This window comes from Streptomyces sp. NPDC001380 (genome assembly GCF_042895785.1).
GTDB lineage: Bacteria > Actinomycetota > Actinomycetes > Streptomycetales > Streptomycetaceae > Peterkaempfera.
Genome location: NZ_JBIAWP010000006.1, coordinates 195,782 through 215,944, shown reverse-complemented (window position 1 = coordinate 215,944; position 20,163 = coordinate 195,782). Strand labels below are relative to the sequence as shown.

16 protein-coding genes and 1 pseudogene are annotated in these 20,163 nt (G+C 77.8%); 14 read left to right on the top strand and 3 right to left on the bottom strand.

The features are described 5' to 3' along the window. The first annotated feature begins 316 nt into the window (after positions 1-316). Positions 317-1,765 carry a PP2C family protein-serine/threonine phosphatase gene (locus tag ACFY07_RS10275; protein ID WP_390868252.1) on the top strand — a complete coding sequence of 483 codons (1,449 nt, stop codon included), beginning with the start codon at positions 317-319 and terminating at the stop codon, positions 1,763-1,765. 226 nt (positions 1,766-1,991) lie between these two features. Beyond that, positions 1,992-3,533 (top strand): aminopeptidase P family protein, encoded by a 1,542-nt coding sequence (locus tag ACFY07_RS10270; RefSeq protein ID WP_390868251.1) that lies wholly within the window; start codon positions 1,992-1,994, stop codon positions 3,531-3,533. A 58-nt stretch (positions 3,534-3,591) separates the two neighbouring features. On the opposite strand, the gene ACFY07_RS10265 is transcribed toward ACFY07_RS10270, so the two are convergent. Then, complete coding sequence (locus ACFY07_RS10265; protein ID WP_390868250.1) at positions 3,592-4,365, bottom strand: MerR family transcriptional regulator; 774 nt, start codon at positions 4,363-4,365, stop codon at positions 3,592-3,594. Positions 4,366-4,553: 188 nt separating this feature from the next. Here ACFY07_RS10265 and ACFY07_RS10260 point away from each other — a divergent pair, with 188 nt between their 5' ends. Beyond that, positions 4,554-5,576: an alpha/beta fold hydrolase gene (locus ACFY07_RS10260; RefSeq protein ID WP_390868249.1), complete on the top strand. Its 1,023-nt coding sequence runs from the start codon at positions 4,554-4,556 to the stop codon at positions 5,574-5,576. Here the strand turns inward: ACFY07_RS10260 and ACFY07_RS10255 are convergent. Further along, positions 5,550-5,936, bottom strand: a complete 387-nt coding sequence (locus tag ACFY07_RS10255) for a DUF6083 domain-containing protein (protein ID WP_390868248.1) — start codon at positions 5,934-5,936, stop codon at positions 5,550-5,552. The genes ACFY07_RS10260 and ACFY07_RS10255 overlap by 27 nt on opposite strands. A gap of 321 nt (positions 5,937-6,257) precedes the next feature. Here ACFY07_RS10255 and ACFY07_RS10250 point away from each other — a divergent pair, with 321 nt between their 5' ends. Beyond that, positions 6,258-7,247, top strand: a complete 990-nt coding sequence (locus tag ACFY07_RS10250; RefSeq protein ID WP_390868247.1) for an NAD-dependent epimerase/dehydratase family protein — start codon at positions 6,258-6,260, stop codon at positions 7,245-7,247. Between the two features lie 550 nt (positions 7,248-7,797). Here ACFY07_RS10250 and ACFY07_RS10245 read toward each other — a convergent pair. Beyond that, a pseudogene (locus ACFY07_RS10245) lies at positions 7,798-8,094 on the bottom strand (ATP-binding protein); the annotation flags it as partial. Positions 8,095-8,398: 304 nt separating this feature from the next. Here ACFY07_RS10245 and ACFY07_RS10240 point away from each other — a divergent pair. The 10 genes from ACFY07_RS10240 to ACFY07_RS10195 all read left to right on the top strand — a co-directional run bounded on the left by ACFY07_RS10240 (position 8,399) and on the right by ACFY07_RS10195 (position 20,097). Then, positions 8,399-9,262: a hypothetical protein gene (locus ACFY07_RS10240; protein WP_390868246.1), complete on the top strand. Its 864-nt coding sequence runs from the start codon at positions 8,399-8,401 to the stop codon at positions 9,260-9,262. A gap of 159 nt (positions 9,263-9,421) precedes the next feature. Continuing rightward, positions 9,422-10,177: a YcnI family protein gene (locus ACFY07_RS10235; RefSeq protein WP_390868245.1), complete on the top strand. Its 756-nt coding sequence runs from the start codon at positions 9,422-9,424 to the stop codon at positions 10,175-10,177. Positions 10,178-10,352: 175 nt separating this feature from the next. Next, positions 10,353-11,036 (top strand): SCO family protein, encoded by a 684-nt coding sequence (locus tag ACFY07_RS10230; protein ID WP_390868244.1) that lies wholly within the window; start codon positions 10,353-10,355, stop codon positions 11,034-11,036. After that, on the top strand, positions 11,033-11,545 hold the full coding sequence (locus ACFY07_RS10225; protein ID WP_390868243.1) for a copper chaperone PCu(A)C: 513 nt from the start codon (positions 11,033-11,035) through the stop codon (positions 11,543-11,545). The genes ACFY07_RS10230 and ACFY07_RS10225 overlap by 4 nt, the downstream gene beginning before the upstream one ends. A 16-nt stretch (positions 11,546-11,561) precedes the next feature. After that, positions 11,562-13,667 (top strand): FixH family protein, encoded by a 2,106-nt coding sequence (locus ACFY07_RS10220; RefSeq protein ID WP_390868242.1) that lies wholly within the window; start codon positions 11,562-11,564, stop codon positions 13,665-13,667. Between the two features lie 160 nt (positions 13,668-13,827). Beyond that, the gene (gene efeB / locus ACFY07_RS10215) at positions 13,828-15,165 is read left to right on the top strand and encodes an iron uptake transporter deferrochelatase/peroxidase subunit (protein WP_390868241.1); all 1,338 of its coding nucleotides are present in this window, start codon (positions 13,828-13,830) and stop codon (positions 15,163-15,165) included. Positions 15,166-15,330: 165 nt separating this feature from the next. Next, positions 15,331-16,263 carry a prephenate dehydratase gene (gene pheA, locus ACFY07_RS10210; protein WP_390868240.1) on the top strand — a complete coding sequence of 311 codons (933 nt, stop codon included), beginning with the start codon at positions 15,331-15,333 and terminating at the stop codon, positions 16,261-16,263. A 697-nt stretch (positions 16,264-16,960) separates the two neighbouring features. Then, on the top strand, positions 16,961-18,238 hold the full coding sequence (gene serS, locus ACFY07_RS10205; protein ID WP_390868239.1) for a serine--tRNA ligase: 1,278 nt from the start codon (positions 16,961-16,963) through the stop codon (positions 18,236-18,238). Positions 18,239-18,276: 38 nt separating this feature from the next. Beyond that, on the top strand, positions 18,277-19,125 hold the full coding sequence (locus tag ACFY07_RS10200; protein ID WP_390868306.1) for an HAD family hydrolase: 849 nt from the start codon (positions 18,277-18,279) through the stop codon (positions 19,123-19,125). A gap of 234 nt (positions 19,126-19,359) precedes the next feature. Further along, positions 19,360-20,097: a FadR/GntR family transcriptional regulator gene (locus tag ACFY07_RS10195; protein WP_390868238.1), complete on the top strand. Its 738-nt coding sequence runs from the start codon at positions 19,360-19,362 to the stop codon at positions 20,095-20,097. Positions 20,098-20,163 lie beyond the last annotated feature (66 nt).

Genomic DNA, 20,163 nt, shown 5'->3' with positions numbered 1-20,163 from the left:
GGGGGCGCCCGGGGTGGCCGGTTCACCCACCACGGGCCCCCCTGGTCCCGGCGGGACCAGGAGTCGCGGCGCTCACCCCGGGGCGCCTGCCGCCCGGGCGGCGCGGATCCGCGCCCGTCCCCCGCCAGCCCCACGCCGAGGGCGGCCCTGGATGTTTTCCGGCCATGTTCTCCGGCCATGACACCAGTCACCCGGCAGGGCCGCAGTTCTGGACACGCCCCGATCGGCCTGTGTAGAAGTGAGGTCATTCCTTGCCTTATGGCATCACATGGGGGTGTACCGGCCATGCCGGTCAGCCTCCCGAAGGGCGGATGTCATGACCGAAACGCATCCCTCCCCCACCGGCGCCGGCAGGCTGACCGCCGTCCCCGACCACGAGCACGCGTCGCCCCGCCGGGCCGAGCAGGACCTCGACGGACAGGCCTCCGCGCACCGGGCCCGGTCCGCCCCGGACACCGTCCTCGGCCTCCCGCTCCCCGGCGCCCCCCTGGGGCAGGACGCCGGGCGGGAGGGGCTCGCGGCCCGGCTCTCCGACCTCTCCGACCTGGCCGGCCTGCACGAGCACACCGGGCGCCTGGCCTTTGCCCGGGGCACCGCCGCCGTCCTGCGCACCGTCCTGGAGGCCGGGGCCGCCCTCCTCGGCGCCCGCCGCGGCCTGCTGGTCCTCCGCGGCCACCACGGCGACGCGGCGGGTCTCGGCCTCGACCGCTCGGAGCGGGGCGCCCTGGAGACCGTCCCCCGCGACACCGGCCCCTACGCCGGGCTGCTCGCCCGCGAGGAGCGGCCCGCCCTGGTCCTCCACACCGACCTCGCCCGCGGCCCCGGCACCGACCCCCGCTACCGCGACGTCGCGGCCCAGCTCGGCATCGGCGCCTCCTGCGCGCTGCCGCTGGCCACCCCTGAGGACGGGCCGGTCGGCGCGGCCGTCTGGTTCTACGACGGGCCGGCCGAGCCCTCCCGACGGCAGCGGCACCTCGCCCGCCTCTACTGCGCGTTCGCCGCGCCGCTGGTCGCCGGGGAGCTGGAGCGGGAGCGGCTGCGGCGCGACTGCGACGCCCTGCGGCGCGGCCTGCTGCCCGACCTGCTGCCCCGCGTCCCGGGGGTGCGGCTCGCGGTCCGGCACGCGCCCGCCGGACTGGACCGCTCCGCGGGCAGCGACTGGTACGACGCCCTCGCGCTGCCGGAGGGGATGCTCGCGCTCAGCGTCGGCAGCGTCTGCGGGGGCGGGACGGGCGCGGCCGCCGCGATGGGCCGCCTGCGGACCGCCCTGCGCGCCTACGCGGTCCTGGAGGGCGAGGACCCGGTGGCGGTCCTCGGCGACCTGGAGGTGCTGCTGCGGACGACCGAGCCGGCCCGGTCCGCCACGGCGCTGTACGCGTGGGTGGACCCGGCGGAGCGGCAGGTCGCGCTGGCCGGGGCGGGGAGCTGCCCGCCGCTGCTGGTCGGCGGGCGGGGCGCGGACTTCGTCGAGACCTCCCTCTCCGCGCCGCTCGGCATGCTGGGCTGCTGGGAGGCGCCCGCGGTGGAGCTGCGCGCCGACCCGGGCGACGTGCTGGTCCTCTACACCGAGGGCGCGGCCCGGCGGTGCGGACCCGGCCTGGACGCGGGCCAGGCCCGGCTGCGGGCGGCCGCGGCGGAGGCCCCGCCCGAGGTCCGGCAGGACCCGGAGCGGCTCTGCGCCCACCTGGAGGCGGTCTGCCTGGCCGGCGGGGGCGCGGCCGGCACGACGGACGACCTGGTGCTGCTGGCCGCCCGCCTGGGCTGAGCACTCCGCCCGGCCGGACCGCCCGGCCGGGACCGGCCTCCGCGCCGGGACCGCGTCCGGACCGCTCCCGCACCGCCGGGCCCGGCAGGCGGCGCCCGCCGCCCCGGGACACGCCCCCGGACGCCGCGCCGGGGCCCCCGCCTACCATGGGGAGGACCGCCCGAGCGCACGTCCGAGACCCGGCAGCGCGCCCCGGGCGGTCCGACGACGCGAGGAGGCGACGCACGTGACCCAGGACCGCACCCCGGCGGCGGCGGAGAACCCCGAGTCGGCCGTGCCCGACGAGGGCGAGAAGCCGATCAAGGGACGCAAGAACGGCCTCTACCCGGAGGTCTCCGACGAGCTGGCCGCGCTGATGAGGAGCGGCTGGGCCGACACCGAGCTGCGCGACCTGCAGCCGCGGGAGCAGTCCCCGTACGCCGCCGAGCGGCGGGCGCGGCTCTCCGCGCGGTTCCCCGGCGAGCGGCTCGTCGTCCCCGCGGGCAACCTCAAGACCCGCTCCAACGACGACGACTACTCCTTCCGGCCCTCCAGCGAGTACGTCCACCTCACGGGCGACCAGACGCAGGACGCGGTGCTGGTGCTGGAGCCGCGGACCGGCGGCGGCCACGACGCCACCGCCTACCTGCTGCCGCGCTCCGACCGGGAGAACGGCGAGTTCTGGCTCGACGGCCAGGGCGAGCTGTGGGTCGGCCGCCGGAACAGCCTGGCCGAGGCCGAGCGGCTGCTCGGCCTGCCCTGCCGCGACGTGCGGAAGGCCGCCGAGGAGATCGCCGCGGCGGTCGCCGCGAACCCGGCCCCCACCCGCATCGTGCGCCGCCACGACGCCGGCCTGGAGGCCGCCCTCGCGGCCGCCGAGGCCGACCGCGCCGAGCAGCGGACCGACGCCGACACCCCCACCGCCGCCGAGGAGCGCGACGAGGAGCTGCGGGTCTTCCTGAGCGAGCTGCGGCTGGTGAAGGACGACTGGGAGGTCGGACAGCTCCAGGCCGCCTGCGACTCCACCGTCCGCGGCTTCACCGACGTGGTGCGCGAGCTGTCGCAGGCGGTCGCCACCTCCGAGCGGTGGATCGAGGGCACCTTCTGGCGGCGTGCCCGCGTCGAGGGCAACGACGTCGGCTACGGCTCCATCTGCGCGTCCGGCCCGCACGCCACCACCCTGCACTGGGTGCGCAACGACGGCCCGGTGCGGCCCGGCGACCTGCTCCTGCTGGACGCGGGCGTGGAGACGCACACCCTGTACACGGCGGACGTCACCCGCACCCTGCCGGTCGACGGCACCTTCACCCCGCTGCAGCGCCGCATCTACGACGCGGTGTACGACGCCCAGGAGGCGGGCATCGCGGCGGTCCGCCCCGGCGCCCGGTACCGGGACTTCCACGAGGCCGCGCAGCGGGTGCTCGCCGAGCGGCTGGTGGAGTGGGGCCTGCTCGACCAGGACGTCGACAAGGTGCTGGAGCTCGGCCTGCAGCGCCGCTGGACCCTGCACGGCACCGGCCACATGCTGGGCCTGGACGTGCACGACTGCGCCCACGCGCGGACGGAGACGTACGTCGACGCGGTGCTGGAGCCGGGCATGGTCCTCACCGTGGAGCCGGGCCTGTACTTCCAGGCCGACGACCTGACGGTGCCGGAGGAGTACCGCGGCATCGGCGTGCGGATCGAGGACGACATCCTGGTGACCGCCGACGGCAGCCGCAACCTGTCGGCGGGGCTGCCGCGCCGCTCCGCCGAGGTCGAGGAGTGGATGCGCGGCCTGGCCGGCTGACGCACCGCGGCCGCGGGCCCGGCACCCCCGTGGGGTGCCGGGCCCGCGGCGTCCGGGCTCAGCCCTCCCCGGCCCCGCCCTCGGCGCGGTCGGCGTTGGCGTGGACCGCGTCGCGCAGCCACTGCGCCAGGCCCGCGCGGACCTGCTCGTAGGTGGCGGTGAACCGGGGGTCGGCGAGGTACATGTCCCCGATGCCCCGGTGGACCGCGTACGAGCAGTCGTAGAAGTGCCGCACGATCTGCTGCCGGTGCTCCTCGGCCAGGTCCATGGCCGGGCCGCTGCGGGGGTCGGTGCCGGCGTCCACCGCCTCGGCGAGACGGCGGTTGAGGTCGTCGCCCTCCTCCTTGATCCTGACCCAGTCCTCCTTGGTGTAGCCGGCGGTCCGCCGCTGCGACTGGCGCCACTGCTCGGTGCCGCCCCAGTTCTGCTCGGCCTCGTCCGCCCAGCCCTCGTACTCGGGCCCGAAGAGCTCGAACTTCTCCTCGGGTGTCAGGTCGATCCCCATCCTGCGTGCCTCCATGGCCCTCTCCACGGCCGCGGCCATCTCCGTCAGGCGCCCGATGCGCTCCGTGAGCATCCGGTGGTGCCGGCGCAGGTGCTCGGTCGGCGTGCGCTCCGGGCCGTCGAGGACGGCCGCGATGTCGTCGAGGGGGAACCCCAGTTCCCGGTAGAAGAGGACCTGCTGCAGCCGGTCCAGGTCCGCGTCGCCGTACCGCCGGTGGCCGGACGGGGTGCGGCCGCCGGGGCGCAGCAGGCCGACCTCGTCGTAGTGGTGCAGCGTGCGCACGGTCACCCCGGCCAGGCGTGCGACCTCTCCCACGGAGTAGTCCACGGGCTCCTCCCTCCTTCCCGGCACGAGCCTCGGGCCTCACGCGGCGTGAGGGTCAAGCCCGTTCCGCACGGTACTGCCGCGGACGGGTGAGGGGCTCGCCCACGAACGGGTGGCGGGCCCGCGGACGGCGCGCGCCGGGTGCTACTGATGGCGGGTTCGGCGTCCGACCGCGATCCGGGGAGTCCGCCATGTCCGTCGTCACCGCCCGTCCCGCCGGCCCCGGGGCCACGGGCACGAGCACCGGTGTGCGCAGCGCCGAGGAACGGGACCTGTCCTTCGGGGGCTTCCGCTACACCTGCCGGGTGGTCCGGCAGGACGACCCGGTGACGGCGCCGCTCGTCCTGCTGGGCGGCTCGGCCCAGGACCGCAGGTCCTGGGTGCGCCACGAGCGCTGGCTCACCCCGCTGTGCACGGTGGTCACCGTGGACCTGCCCGGCTACGGCACGGCGGACTTCCTGCCCGCCCGGTACGGCATCGACTTCCTCGCCGCCGCGGTGCGGCACATGCTCACCGAGCTGGGGATGGCGGAGGTCAACCTGGTCGGGGCCTGCTTCGGCGGGGCGGTGGGGCTGCGCTTCGCCCAGCACCACCCGGGGACGGTGCGGCGGATGGTGCTGGCGGGCATGACCACGGTCGAGCCGCGCGACCACTACGGCGACAGCGTGCCGCGCTGGTCCCGGATGCTCGACGAGGGCCGCGTCGACGACCTCGCCCGGGAGCTGGCGGCCTGGTTCACGGCGCCGCCCGGCACGGCGGAGGTCCGCAAGCAGGCGGCGATGGCCCGCTTCCTGTACCGGCAGTTCGTGGCGCAGAGCCCGCGGGAGCTGGCGATGTGGCTGGAGCACAACGTCCGCCTGGTGAACCACGAGTGGTACCGGCCCGAGCCGCTGCCGCCGCTGCCGGTCCTGGTGCTCACCGGGGAGCACGACATCCTCACCACGCCCCGGATGGGCCGGGAGGTGGCGGCCCGGCTGCCGGGGGCGCGGTTCACCACCGTCCGGGAGGCGGACCACCTGGTGCACCTGGAGCGGATGGAGGAGTTCACCGAGGTCATCGCCCGCTTCTGCACCGACCGGCCGGTGGACGGGCTGCCCTGGTGCACGCCCCTGGAGAGCTGGCCCGCGGACGGACTCATGGCGGACGGGCGGGCGGCGGACGGGGCGCGGCCGGTCGGTGTGCCCCGGTCAGCCCGCGACGGCGCCGGGGAGTGACACCGGGGGCGCGTCGCAGACGTCGACGTGGCTGACCCGGCAGGTGCCGGAGGGGAAGGCCCGGCCGAGGACGACGGCGGTGCCGTCGCCCGCGATCCGCCACCGGCGGCCGGGCGGGACGGCGGAGACGGGCCGCTCCCCCGGTTCGAGCAGCAGCCACCGGCCGCGCAGGGTGGGGTGCCATTCCGCGGTTGCGCCGCACCGGCGGCAGGCGGTGGGGCCGCCGGCCCGGGGGTCCTCGGAGCCGCGCCGCTCGGCCCGGGCGCGCTCCAGCTCCCGCAGGCAGGCGGTCACGGCCTCGCGGAGCGGGACGGGGTCGCGGTCGGGGCCGGGGCCGGGAGGGCAGTGAAGCGTCAGCACGTCCCCATGCTGGGGACCGGCCGCCGGTTCCGCCCCGCTTTCACCCGTACTGCACTCGAACGGGGCCGGTGCTCGGAATGATCCCTACCTGCGGACAGGGGCCTTGCGCGCGTCCGGCGCCGCCGCGGCGACACGCCTGTGACGGCCCTGCCCGCACCGGCCCTGCCCGGGGACGGGTCCACGGGCGGCTGCACGACGGCGGGGCGGAGGGGCCCCGGGAGGAACGGATCTGACGTCAGGTCAGCCCTTTTCGCCGAGGGCGATTCCGCCCAGGGCGTGACGGGGTTCCGGCGCGGCCCCGGGCGGGGCAGGGTGCCCGGCATGAGACTTCTGGTGCTGGGCGGTACGGAGTTCGTGGGGCGGGCCGTCGCCGAGGCCGCCGTCGCCCGCGGATGGCACGTCGACGTGTTCAACCGGGGCCGGGGCGCGGCCCCGGCCGGGACCCGGCCCCTGCGGGGCGACCGCACCGCCCGGGACGGCCTGGCCGCGCTCGCGGAGGGCACGTGGGACGCGGTGGTGGACACCTGGTCCTGGGCGCCCCGCGCGGTGCGGGACGCGGCGCGCCTGCTCGCCGGCCGGGCCGGGTGCTACGCCTACGTGTCCAGCCGCTCGGTGTACACCTGGCCCGCACCCGCCGGACTGACGGAGGACGGCCCCGTCGTCGACGCCTCCCCCGACGACGACGGCCACGCCGACTACGCCCGGGCCAAGCGCGGCGGCGAGCTCGCCGCCGGGGCGGCCTTCGGCGACCGGGCGCTGCTGGTGCGGGCGGGCCTGGTCCTCGGCCCGTACGAGAACGTCGGGCGGCTGCCCTGGTGGCTGCTGCGGACCGCCCGCGGCGGCCCCGTCGTGGCGCCGGGCCCGCGCGACCTGCCGCTGCAGTACATCGACGCCCGCGACCTGGCGGAGTGGACGCTGGACGCCGCCGCCCGCGGGCTCGGCGGCCCGTACAACCTGGTGAGCCCCTCCGGGCACACCACCACGGGCGGGCTGCTGGAGGCCTGCGCGGCGGCCACCGGCTCCCGGGCGGAGCTGCGCTGGACCGCGCCCGAGCGGATCCTCGCCGCCGGGGTCGAGCCCTGGCTGGAGCTGCCGGTGTGGCTGCCGCCGGGCGAGGGCCACGACGCGATGCACCGGTCCGACGTCTCCCGGGCCCTGGCCGCGGGGCTGCGGTGCCGGCCGGTGGAGGAGACGGTCGCCGACACCTGGGCGTGGCTGCGCTCCCTGCCCGGCGGGCCGCCGCAGCGGGCGGACCGGCCGGCGGTGGGCCTGCCGCCGGGGAAGGAGGCCGTGCTGCTGGGCGGCACGTGAGGCCGGCCGGTCCGGCGGCCCGGCGGCGGGGTCCGGCGGCGGGGGTCGGGCGGCGGGGGTCGGGCGGCGGTCAGGAGACGGCGCGCAGCAGCGCGTTCTCCTGCCAGGTGAGCACCTTGTCGAAGCTGACGATGGTGCCCTGGCGGGGGTGGCTGCGGAGCTGCATGTGGTCGGTCAGCGCCCGGATCAGGAAGAGGCCGCGGCCGCTCTCCGCCGCCGGGTCGGGCAGCTCGGTGCCGATGTCGAGCGGCAGCGCGGGCAGCCCGTCGGACGGGGAGCCGGCCAGGGGGTCGGCCGGGCCGTCGGACAGGCCCGCGGTGAGGACGTGGGCGTCGTACGGCGCGGGCCGCTCGGTGCCGCGCAGGCGGCGGGCCGAGGCGGCCGGGCTGAGGGAGGCCATCACCGCGGCCCGGCTGATGACGGTGGTGCGCCCCCGCTTGCTCTGGCAGCGCGGCGCCGGGCGGGCCGGCGCCTTGTGGGCCGGTGCCACGGGCACGGCCAGGGGCCGGCGCTGCACGCGCGGCGCGGACGGCGCCAGCAGCGGGACGCCGGGCGGGGGCGGCGGCAGGGCGGGGCCGGCGCCCGGCGGCAGGGCCGGTCCGCAGTCCACCACCTCGATGCTCAGCCGGTCGCCGTCGATGGACGCGGTGACCTGGAAGCCCTGGTCGGGCTCGGCGACCGCGGCGTGCTCGACGGCGTTGGCGCAGGCCTCGCTGAGGGCGATCCCCATCTCGTGGGCGACCTGGGCGTCCACACCCGCGGTCTCCATCGTGCCCAGCAGGATGCGGCGGGCCAGCGGGACGCTGGCAGGCTCGCGTTTGAGGTGCAGCGTCCACCAGATGTCCACGACGGGTTCCTCCTGGCCCTGGCCGCGGGTCCACATACAGCTAGGTATTGCCGACGCTCCGTGCCGCCAATCTCCTCCGGCGGCCGGGACCGCCCGTTCGGAGGAAGCAGCGCGCGGGCGGGCACGGGCGGGGGTATGCGGCCGGGGAGGCGGCGGAGCGGACGGTACGGCTCCCGGCGGCCCCCCGGCGCGGGGTCCGGCGGCCCCGGGCGCGGCTCCCGGCGGCCCCCGCGGGCGGGGCCCGGAGTGGGGTTCCCCACCCCCGGACCGGCCGGGGGGCGGCCGGTGGGATGATGGCGGGACCATGCCCGTCCAGCGCGCAGCCGTCCCGTACCGGGCCGCCGCGGCACCGCAGCAGCCGGTGCCCGCCGCCGCCTGGGACCTGCGCGTGCTCCGGGCCGTCCCCTTCGCGGCCGTCTGCACCCTGGCGGCCGCCGCCGGGCACGCCGCCGCCTCCGGCGGTCCGGTGCCCGCGGGGACGCTCGCGGCGGGCTTCGCCGCGGTGTGCGTCCTGGCCGCCCTGCTCGGCGGCCGGGAGCGGTCGCTGACGGCGATAGCCGGCGGCCTGGTCACCGGGCAGCTGGCGCTCCACCTGCTCTTCCACTCGGCCCGGGGCATGGCCGGGTCAGCCGCCCGCGCGGGCATGCCCGGCATGGGCGGCGGCACGGGCGGCCGGTCCGGGGCGGCCGCGGTCGCGGAGCGGCTGCTCTGCCACGAGGGCCTCGCGCACGGCGCACCGCTGCTCCCGCCGGGCACGACCCCGGAGCAGCTGCTGACCCGGGCGGGCCTGGACCCGTCCGCGTACGCCGCGCCGCCCGTCCCCTGGTGGCACGCCGGGGTCCTGGGCCTCTCCCCGCTGATGCTGGCCGGCCACCTCGCGGCCGCGTTGGCGGCCGGCTGGTGGCTGCGGCGCGGCGAGGCCGCGCTGTGGCGGCTGGTGCGGCTGGCGGGCTCCGCGGTGCAGGACGCGGTACGGGAGTGCGCGGCGCCGCTGCGCGCCGTCCTCGCGGTGGCCGGGGCCCTGCTGCGCGGCCTGACCGGGGCGTCACCGGTCCGTCCGCTGCGCCCGTACGGGCCGGAGCGGGGCGGATGGCGGCTGCCGGGGGCGGCTCCGCTGCGGCACTCCGTGGTCCGGCGCGGCCCGCCGGCGGCGGTGCACGCGATCTGACCGGCTCCCCGGGCGGCGCCGCGCTGCGGCGCGTCCCGGTGCGGGAGGAACCGTCCGGTCGGTCGCGCCCCGCGTATGCCGAGCCAGACCACTCCCGGCACGCCCCCGGGGCCGCCCGTCGCGGCCCGCGCGTGCCCATCCGCCGGACGGAGATCCGACATGAACCGCAGGACCGCCCTCGCCCGCCGCTCCGCGACCGTCGTCGCGGCCGCCGCCACCGCCGTGCTGGCCGCGGCCGGCGCGGCCTCCGCGCACGTCAGCGTGAACCCGGACGAGGCCGTGCAGGGCAGCTACACCAAGGTCGCCTTCCGGGTGCCCAACGAGCGGGACGACTCCTCGACCACCAGGGTCGAGGTCGACCTGCCGAAGGACCACCCGGTGGCGTCCGTGTCCGTCCGGCCGCTGCCCGGCTGGACCGCGGCCGTGGAGAAGAGCACGCTGGACAAGCCGCTGACCTCGGACGACGGCCAGATCACCGAGGCCGTCACGAAGATCACCTGGACCGCCGACAAGGGCGCGAGGATCGGCCCGGGGCAGTTCCAGGAGTTCGACGTGTCGCTCGGCCCGCTGCCGGCCGACACCGCGTCGATGGTCTTCAAGGCCCTGCAGACCTACGACGACGGCCAGGTCGTCCGCTGGATCGACGTGGCCGAGGAGGGCAAGCCCGAGCCCGAGCACCCGGCGCCGACGCTGGCCCTCACCAAGGCCGCCGCGGTCGGCGGCGACCACCACGGCGCGGCCCCGGCGGCGGGTGCGGCCGGCGGCGACCACGCGGACGGGGCCGAGGCGGCCCCGGCGGCCTCCGGCGACGACTCCACCGCCCGCGCCCTGGGCGTGGCGGGGATCGTGGTCGGCGTGGTCGGCGCCGGACTCGGCGTCCTCGGCCTGCGCCGCCGGTCCGGCTCCGCCTCCTGACGGCGGCGGTGCGGGCGGGCGGCCGCCCGGCGCGTCCGCCCCGCCCGCACCGTCCCACCCGTACCGCCCCCACCCCCCGTGCACGGCCCGGGGCCGCGAGGCCCCGGGCACCGCACCGCACCGCACCGCACCGCACCGCACCGCACCGCACCGCACCGATGATCGGACCCCACGCATGAACCGCACCCCCCGGCAGGGCCGGAGCCGGCGCCCCGCCGCCGCGGCCGCCCTCGCCCTCACCGCCGCCCTCGCCCTCGGCGCCTGCGGCGGCCCCTCCTCCGGCAGCACGGCGCAGGAGGTCACCGCCTCCCGGGAGTCGAACGGCTCCCCCTACCTCGGCACCGCCCTCAGCAGGCCCTTCACCAAGCCGGACCTCGTCCTCGACGACACCTCCGGCAAGCCCTTCCCCCTGCGCGAGCGGACCGCCGGCAAGCCGGTGCTGCTCTTCTTCGGCTACACCAGCTGCCCCGACGTCTGTCCCACCACCATGGGCGACATCGCCGTCGCCATGAAGAAGCTGCCCCCCGCCCAGCGGGACAGGGTGGAGGTCGTCTTCGTCTCCACCGACCCCCAGCGGGACACCCCGAGGACGCTCCGCACCTGGCTGGACTCCTTCGACACCCGGTTCGTCGGCCTCACCGGCGACCTGGGGAAGGTGAAGGCAGCCGCCAGGACGCTCGGCATCCTGGTCGAGGACCCGGTCGTCAACAAGGACGGCAGCGTCACCTCCAGCCACGGCGCCCAGGTGCTCGCCTTCCTGCCCTCGGACGACAAGGCGCACGTCCTCTACCTCAGCCAGAGCTCGGTGGACGTCTTCGCCCACGACCTGCCGCTGCTCGCCAAGGGGGTCACGCCGTGACCCGGCGTCCGCGCCGCGCCGTACCGGCGGCCGCCGCCCTGGCCGCAGCCGCGGCGGTCCTCGCGGGCTGCGGTCCGGCGGACGGCGGCGGGCGGGCGGCGGCCCGGATGGACGGCGGCCCGGCCCGGATCAGCGTCACGGGCGCCTACATCCCGCTGCCGCCCTCCCCGTCGGTGGCCGCCGGCTACCTCGTCCTGCACAACGCCGGCGGCACCGCCGACCGGCTGCTCGGCGTCACCAGCCCGGCCGCCCGCTCGGTCACGATGCACCGGTCGACGGCCGGCTCGATGCTGCCGCTGGACGGCCTGGACGTGCCCGCGCACGGCACCGCCGCGTTCTCCCGCGGCGGCGACCACCTGATGATCACCGGTCTCGACCGCCGCCCCGCGCTCGGCGACCGCGTGGAGCTCGACCTCACCTTCGCCCGCACCGGGACCGTGTCGGTGCAGGTGCCCGTCGAACCCCTCACGTACCGGCCGCCCGGCGCCGCAGCCGGCGCGGGCGGCTGACCGGAGGACCGGACCGATGAACTCCCCCCAGGACCACCGGGCGCACCCCGCCGCCGGGCCGCCGCGGCGCGGACGGCACCGGGCCGCCGCCCTGCTGACCGTGCTGGGCACGGTGCTCGCCCTGCTGCTCGGCGGTGCGGGCCCCGCGTCCGCGCACGCCGCGCTGGTCTCCACCGACCCCCCGCAGGACGCGGTGGTCGCCACCGCACCCTCCCGGGTCGTGCTCACGTTCAGCGAGGGCGTCACCCTCGCCGCCGACGCGGTGCAGGTCTTCGACCCGTCCGGGCGGCGGGTCGACCGGGGTCCGGCGGCGCACGACGGCGGCCGGACCGCCACCGCCGCCGTCGGCCTGGGGAGCGGCCTGCCGCAGGGCACCTACACGGTCTCCTGGCGGGCGGTCTCGGACGACTCCCACCCGGTCTCCGGCGCCTTCACCTTCTCCGTGGGGAAGCGGACGCAGAGCGCGGTGCCCTCCGAGGTCGCCCGCCGTGACGGCGGGAGCACCGCGGTCGGCGTCCTCTACGGCACCGCCCGCGCGGCGGCGTTCGGCGCGTTCGCCCTGCTGGTGGGTGCGGCCGCGTTCGTGCTGCTGTGCTGGCCGCGGGGGGCGGCCACCCGGCAGGTGCAGCGGCTGCTGATGGCCGGCTGGGGCGGCCTGCTGGTGTCCACCGTGGCGGTGCTGCTGCTGCGGGGCCCGTACGAGCGGGGCAGCGGGCTCGGCGACGCCCTCGACCTCTCCCTGGTGCGGGCCACCCTGGACGAGCGGCTCGGGACCGCGCTCGCGGCGCGGCTGCTGCTGCTCGCGGCGGCCGGCGTCTTCCTGTCGCTGCTGGTGGGGCAGCTGGGGCAGGAGCCCGCAGCGGCGTCCGGCAGGAGGCCGGACCCCGGGGACGCCGGGAACACCGGGGACGCCGGGGACACCGGCGGTCCCGAGGAGCCGGACGACCCCGAGGCCGCCGAGCTGCGGCGGCTGGAGGAGCGGGCCGCCGCACGGCCCGAGCGCGAGGCCCGGATCGGCCTGGCCGGCGCCGGACTGCTGCTCGCCGCCGCCCTCGCCGCCACCTGGGCCGCCGCCGACCACGCCTCGGTCGGCCTGCAGGCGGGCCTGGCGCTGCCGCTGGACGTGCTGCACCTGCTGGCCATGGCCGTGTGGCTGGGCGGCCTCGCCGCCCTGCTGACGGGCCTGCGGATCCCCCGGGAGCGGGGCGGCGCCGGACCGGCAGCGGCGGAGGCGTTCTCCCGGACCGCGTTCGTCTGCGTCGCGGTGCTCGTCGCCACCGGCGTGTACCAGTCGTGGCGCGGCCTGGGCACCTGGGGCGCCTTCACCTCGACGGACTACGGGCGGCTGCTGCTGGTCAAGATCGGCCTGGTGGCGGTGCTGCTGGGCGCCGCCTGGTCCTCGCGGGCCTGGACGGCGCGGCTGCGCACGGCGGCGTCCGGGGCGGCGGCGGACGCCGCCGGGGCCGGGGAGGCGGCGGTGCCCGCCGGAGCCGCCGGACGGCGGGACGCCGCAGAGCCGGCCGGCGGCGAGGACGTCCCGGACCCCGTGCGGCGGGCGCAGCTGGACCGGCAGCGCGCCGCCCGCGCGGCGGCGGCCGAACGCCGGACCAGGTCGGAGTCGCTGGCCCGCGAGCGGGCGACCGGGGGCGGCCGCTCCGGGCTGCGCCGGTCGGTCCTGGCGGAGGTCGCGGTCGCGGCCGCCGTCCTGGCCGTCACCACGCTGCTCACGAACTCCCCGCCCGGCCGCACCGCCGCCGCGGCCGCACCGGCCGCCGCGCGGCCGGTGAGCCTCACCGTCCCGTACGACACCGGCGGCGACGGCCCCGGGGCGAAGGGCACCGCCGCCGTCACCCTGGACCCGGGGCGCACCGGGGGCAACGCGGTGCACGTGACGCTCTCGGACCCCGCCGGCCGCCCGGTGGACGTGCCGGAGGTCCGGGCCGCCCTCACGCTGCCCGCGCGGAACCTCGGGCCGCTCCGGCCCGTGCTGGAGAAGGTCGACGCGGGCCACTGGACGGCGCAGGTGCAGCTGCCGGTGGCGGGCGACTGGAGGCTCACCCTGACGGTGCGGTCCTCGGACATCGACGAGGTCGAGGAGACCGCGCAGGTGCACGTCGGATGAGGCGGACCGGGGCGCGGGCACGGGGAGCGGACGCGGCGGTAACGGACGCCGCGGGAACGGACGCGGCGGTAACGGACGCCGCGGGAACGGGAACGGAAGCAGTGGTGGGAGCAGTGGCGGTGGCGGCGGGCACGGAGGCGTCCGGCGGGGGTGCGGCGCGGTGAGCGGGCGGCAGGACGCGGGGACGGACCGGCCCGGTCCGGGCACGGCGGCGGACCGGCCCGGAACCGCCGGGGCCGACGGGGCCGACGGGGCCGGTACCGGCCGGGCCCGCACGCTCGGCCGGCGCCGGCTGCTCGGCGCGGCCGGGGCCGCCGGGCTGGCGGTGGGGGCGGCCGGCGGGGTCCTCGGCCGCGCGGCGGCGGAGGAGGGCCCGGCCGGCCGGCCCGGCGCCGCCGCAGCGCCGGGTGCGGCCCGGGTGCCGTTCCACGGCGTCCACCAGGCGGGCATCCTGCAGGTCCAGCAGGCACGGGTGCACCTGGCCGCCTTCGACCTCGCCGACGGGGCGGGCCGGGCGCAGGCGGCGGCGCTGATGCGGCGCTGGTCGGAGTCGGCGGCGCGGATGGCGGAGGGCCGGCCGGCGGCGGAGCACGAGAACCAGGTCGCCCTGGACGCGGGCCCGTGCGCGCTCACGGTGACCTTCGGCTTCGGCGCCTCCTTCTTCGACCGCGTCGGACTGGCCCGGGCCCGCCCGGCCGCGCTGGACCCGCTGCCGCCCTTCCCCGGCGACGCCCTCGACCGGTCCCGGGGCGGCGGCGACCTGTGGGTGCAGATCGGCGCCGACGACGCCCTGGTCGCCTTCCACGCGCTGCGCGTGCTCCAGCAGCAGGCGGCGGGCACGGCCCGGGTCCGCTGGCAGATGTCGGGCTTCAGCCGCTCCCCGGGCGCCACGGCCCGGCCGATGACCACCCGCAACCTCATGGGCCAGGTGGACGGCACCAACAACCCGAGGCCGTCGGACCCCGGCTTCGAGGAGAAGGTGTTCGTGCCGCGGCGGGGCGGCGGTCCGGCCTGGATGGCGGGCGGCACCTACGCGGTGTTCCGGCGGATCCGGATGCTGCTGGACAACTGGGAGAACCTCCCCGTGGACCGCCAGGAGCGGGTGGTCGGGCGGCGGAAGTCCGACGGCGCCCCGCTCTCCGGCGGCACGGAGACCACGCCCGTCGACCTGGGGCGGCAGAACCCGGACGGCACCCTGGCGGTCCCGGCGGACGCCCACGTCCGGGTGGCGGCGCCGTCGGCCAACGGCGGGGCGGCCATGCTGCGCCGCGGGTTCTCGTACCACGACGGCTTCCTGCCGGACGGCTCCCCGGACGCCGGACTGCTCTTCGTCGCCTTCCAGTCCGACCCGCTGACCGGGTTCGTGCCGGTGCAGCGGAAGCTGGCGCGGGCCGACAGCCTCTCCCGGTTCCTGCGGCACGAGGCGAGCGGGCTGTACGCGGTGCCGGGCGGGGCGGCGCCGGGCGGGTACGTGGGGCAGGCGCTGCTGGAGCCCTGAGGCCGGACCGGCGCATCCCCCGGGGGCGGGCCGGGGGCCGGGACCGGGCCGCGGGGCCCGGTCCCAGGGGCCGGAACGGTCCGCGGCCGGGCGGCCGGACTGGTTATCGTGGCAGCCCGGGCTCCCACGGGCGGGCGCCCGGGAAGCACGGCGCACGGAGGCGGAATGTCGGCCACTCGCTACACCTACCTGGGGCCTGAGGGCACCTTCACCGAGGCCGCACTGCGCTCGCTCCCCGAGGCGGCGACCCGCGAGCTGGTGCCGATGGTCTCGGTGCCGGCCGTGCTCGACGCGGTGCGGCGCGGACAGGCCGCCGGCGCGCTGGTCGCGATCGAGAACTCGGTCGAGGGCGGGGTGACCGCCACGGTGGACGAGCTGGCCACCGGCGCCCCGCTGATGATCTACCGCGAGGTGCTCATGCCGATCGCCTTCGCGCTGCTGGTGCGGCCCGGCACGCGGCTGGCGGACGTGAAGACGGTGACCGGCCACCCGGTGGCGCAGCCGCAGGTGCGGCGGTGGCTGGAGGCCGAACTGCCGGACGCGCACTGGGAGTCGGCGGCGTCCAACGCGGACGGGGCGCGGCAGGTGCAGGAGGGCCGGTTCGACGGGGCGTTCGCGGGCGAGTTCGCGGCGCGGCTGTACGGGCTGGAGCCGCTGGCCACCGACATCCACGGCGGGCGGTCGGCGACGACCCGGTTCGTGCTGGTGGGGCGGCCGGGGCGGACGTCCTCGCCGACGGGGGCGGACAAGACCTCGGCGGTGGTGTGGCTGGGCGACGACCACCCGGGTGCGCTGCTGGAGCTGCTGCAGGAGTTCGCGGCGCGCGGGGTGAACCTGATGCGGATCGAGTCGCGGCCGACCGGCGAGGGCATGGGCAAGTACTGCTTCTCCCTGGACTTCGAGGGCCACGTCACGGACCGGCGGGTGGGCGAGGCGCTCATGGGGCTGCACCGGATCTGCCCCCGGGTGCGCTTCCTGGGCTCGTACCCGCGGGCGGACGAGGTGCGGCCGGCGGTGCGGCCCGGCACCTCGGACGAGGACTTCGCGGACGCCGCGGACTGGCTGGCGCGGTGCCTGGACGGGCGCGGCGAGCGGTAGCCGCAGGGATCCCGGGCGGGCTGCGGGCGGGCTCCGGACGGGGGCCCGGGGCGGGCTCCCGGCGGACGCGCCCGGGGCCCGCCGGAGGGGTGGGGAGGCGTCCCCGGACGCCCCGGGACGAGTCCTCCTGAACACCGTGGACCGTTGCGGATCGCTGCAGACCGGCACCGATCGGGGTCGACCGGTGTCAATCAGTCGACTTTTCCACCACGCGGGGGACCGCTCTTTCGGCTCCGGCCCGACAGAAGGACGGGATTCCACAGGCCGAGAGTTATCCACAGCCCTGGGGACGAATCGACAAAGCGCGGCTTGCGGCCGTTCGGCCCTCAGTCGGACATGTCGGAATCCCGCCACGGCAGCGCCGGCACTTCACACGATCGGGCGATCGATCCCTCGCCCATGAGGCGCTTTGCGCCTTTCTGCGACACGCCCGGCCGCAGCGTCCGGGGCCCCGCCCCGCCCGGCACGACCTGTGGAGAAACGCTCCGGACGGGGGACGCCGCGCGAGTTGTCCACAGGGAATCCCAGGTTATCCCCAGCGCGCCCGGATGAAGAAAACAGGTCCGAAAGCGACAAAGGATCTCCCCGGGGTCACCGGAACGCTCGCATCCGGACGCCGGGGCACCCGCACTCCCCGCGGCCGCCGCGTCGAAAAGGCGGACGCCCGGCGGCCCGCGGCCCCGGTAGGCTTGCGCGTGTGATTGACCTTCGCCTGCTCCGTGAGGACCCCGACCGAGTGCGCGCCTCGCAGCGTGCCCGTGGCGAGGACGTCGGCCTCGTCGACGCCCTCCTCGCCGCCGACGAGCGGCGCAGGTCCTCCGGCAGCCGCTTCGACGAGCTGCGCAACGAGCAGAAGACGCTCGGCAGGCTGATCCCGAAGGCCCAGGGCGAGGAGAAGGCCGAGCTGCTGAGGCGCGCCTCCGCGCTGGCCGCCGAGGTCAAAGCCGCCGACGCCGAGCAGGGCGAGGCCCGCGAGGAGGCGGAGCGCCTGCTGGGCTCGCTCGCCAACCTCATCGACCCCGGCGCACCGGTCGGCGGCGAGGAGGACTTCGTCACCCTGGAGGAGATCGGCACCCCGCGCGACTTCGCCGCCGAGGGCTTCGAGGCGCGCGACCACGTGGAGCTGGGCCGGATCCTCGGCGCCATCGACACCGAGCGGGCCGCCAAGGTCTCCGGCTCGCGCTTCTACTACCTGACCGGCGTCGGCGCCCTGCTGGAGCTGGCCCTGGTGAACATGGCGATCGCCCAGGCCGTGGAGGCGGGCTTCACCCCCATGCTCACCCCCGCCCTGGTCAAGCCGCGCGCCATGGAGGGCACCGGCTTCCTCGGCCAGGCCGCCGAGAACGTCTTCCGCCTGGAGCAGGACGACTTCTACCTGGTCGGCACGTCCGAGGTGCCGCTGGCCGGGTACCACATGGACGAGATCATCGACGCGGACCGGCTGCCGCTGCGGTACGCGGGCTTCTCGCCGTGCTTCCGCCGCGAGGCAGGCACCTACGGCAAGGACACCCGCGGCATCATCCGGGTCCACCAGTTCGACAAGGTGGAGATGTTCGTCTACACCACGCCGGAGGAGGCGGAGGCCGAGCACCGCCGCCTGCTGCAGTGGGAGAAGGACTTCCTCAACGCGCTGGAGGTCCCGTACCGGGTGATCGACGTCGCCTCCGGCGACCTGGGCGCCTCGGCGGCCCGCAAGTTCGACATCGAGGCGTGGGTCCCCACCCAGGGCAAGTACCGCGAGGTCACCTCGACCTCCAACACCACCGAGTACCAGTCGCGCCGCCTCTCCATCCGGATGCGCGGCGAGGGCGGCGTCCGCCCGCTGGCGACGCTCAACGGCACCCTGGTCGCGGTCCCGCGCACCATCGTGGCGATCCTGGAGAACCACCAGCAGGCCGACGGCTCGGTGGTGGTCCCCAAGGCGCTGCGGCCGTTCCTGGGAGGCCGCGAGGTGCTGGAGCCGGTCGCCCGGTGACGTCCGCCCCCGACGGAACCCTGCACGCCGACCCCGCCGTGCCCGGCGCACGGGAGGACTCCGCCCCCGCGCGGGAGGCGGCGGCGCCCGCCTACGGGCTGGTCGCCACCGACCTCGACGGGGCGCTGCTGAGGAGCGACGGGACGGTCTCCGGGCGCACCGCCGCCGCGCTGGCGGCGGCGGCCGCCGCCGGCGCGGTGCACGTGGTGGTCACCGGCCGCCCGGCCCCGCTGGCCCGGCCGGTCCTGGACGCCGTCGGCCACACCGGGCTCGCGGTGTGCGGGCAGGGCGCGCAGGTGTACGACGCCGGCACGCACCGCCTGCTCACCTCGGTCACCCTGGACCGGCGGCTGGCGGCAGCCGCCCTGGCCGAGCTCGAGGCCGAGGTCGGCCCGCTGGCCGTGGCCGCCCACCAGGACGGTCCGGACGGCGTGGTGCTGGCCGGCCCCGGCTACGGGATGCGCGTCGCCGGCCTGCCGACAACCCGGCTGGACGGGCGCGACGGCCTGTGGGACGCCCCGCTCGGCAGGCTGTGCGTCCAGCACCCCCGCATGGACGACGACGCCCTGGCGGAGGCGGCCCGCGCGGTCGTCGGCGGCCTGGTGGGCGTGTCGACGGCGGGCGAGGGCGTCGTGGAGCTGCTGCCGCTCGGCCTCACCAGGGCGACCGGCCTGTCCATCGCCGCCCGCCGCCTGGGCCGCACCGCCGCCGGGACGATCGCCTTCGGCGGCACGCCCGCCGACGTGCCGGTGCTGCGCTGGGCCGCCCGGGGCGTGGCGGTGGCGGGGGCGCACCCGGAGCTGCGGGCGGCGGCCGACGAGGTCACCGCCTCCCACGACGAGGACGGCGTGGCGCTGGTCCTGGAGCGGCTCTTCCCCGCCGGGTGACCCGGCGGCCGTGCGGCCGCCGCCCCGCACGGGGGCCGCGCGCACCGTCCGGAAGGGCCCCGCCGTCCCCCGCGGCCCCGGGTCCCCTCCCGCGGGCCCGCGACTGCCCGAGGCCCGGGCCGACCGAGGCCCGGGCCGGCGGAAGGCCCAAGGTGGCGGAAGGACCAGGTCGGCGATGGTTGTAGGATGACCGGGCAGCAGGACGACCGGGCAGCGGCAGGAGGTGGACGCGTCGTGGGAGAATCCGGGACCGGAGGCACCCTGCGGGCGGCCGGGCGCCGCTCGCTGGTCGACGCCGCCATCGAGCAGCTCCGCGGGCAGCTGGCCGCCGGCGCCTGGCGGGTCGGCGACCGCATCCCCACCGAGCACGAGCTCGCCGAGCAGCTCCAGGTCGGCCGCAACACGGTGCGCGAGGCCGTCCGGGTCCTGGTGCACGCCGGGATGCTGGTCTCCCGGCAGGGCGAGGGCACCTTCGTCCGCTCCACCAGCGACCCGGCGTCGGTGCTGCGCGGCGTGCAGCGGTCCGGGGTCCGCGACGTGCTGGAGGTGCGGCGCGCCCTGGAGGTGGAGGCCGCCCGGCTCGCCGCCCTGCGGCACACCCCCGCGGACGTCGCCCGGATGCGGGCCGCCCTCGCCGCCGAGGCCGCGGTCCTGGCGGCGCACCCCGACCGGACGGGACGCGGGGCGACGGTCGAGCACGACCTGGAGTTCCACACCGCGGTGGTGGAGGCCGCGCACAACCCGGCGCTGGCCGAGGTCTACCGGTACTTCGGCGACTCGGTGCGGGAGTCGATGCGGACGGCCTTCGGCGACCACGAGATGCCCGAGGTGGCCGTGGACACCCACGCCGCCCTGGTGGACGCGATCGAGAGCGGCGACCCCGAGCGGGCCGAGGCGGCCTGCCGGGCCCTGCTGGCGGAGCCGACGGCGGCGGTCGAGCAGCTGCTCGCCGAGAACGCCGCCCGCAAGTAGCGGCGTAGCCCCCACTCCTCCCCGACCGGGCCGGGGGCCTCCGCCGCACGGCGCCGGCCCTGCCCC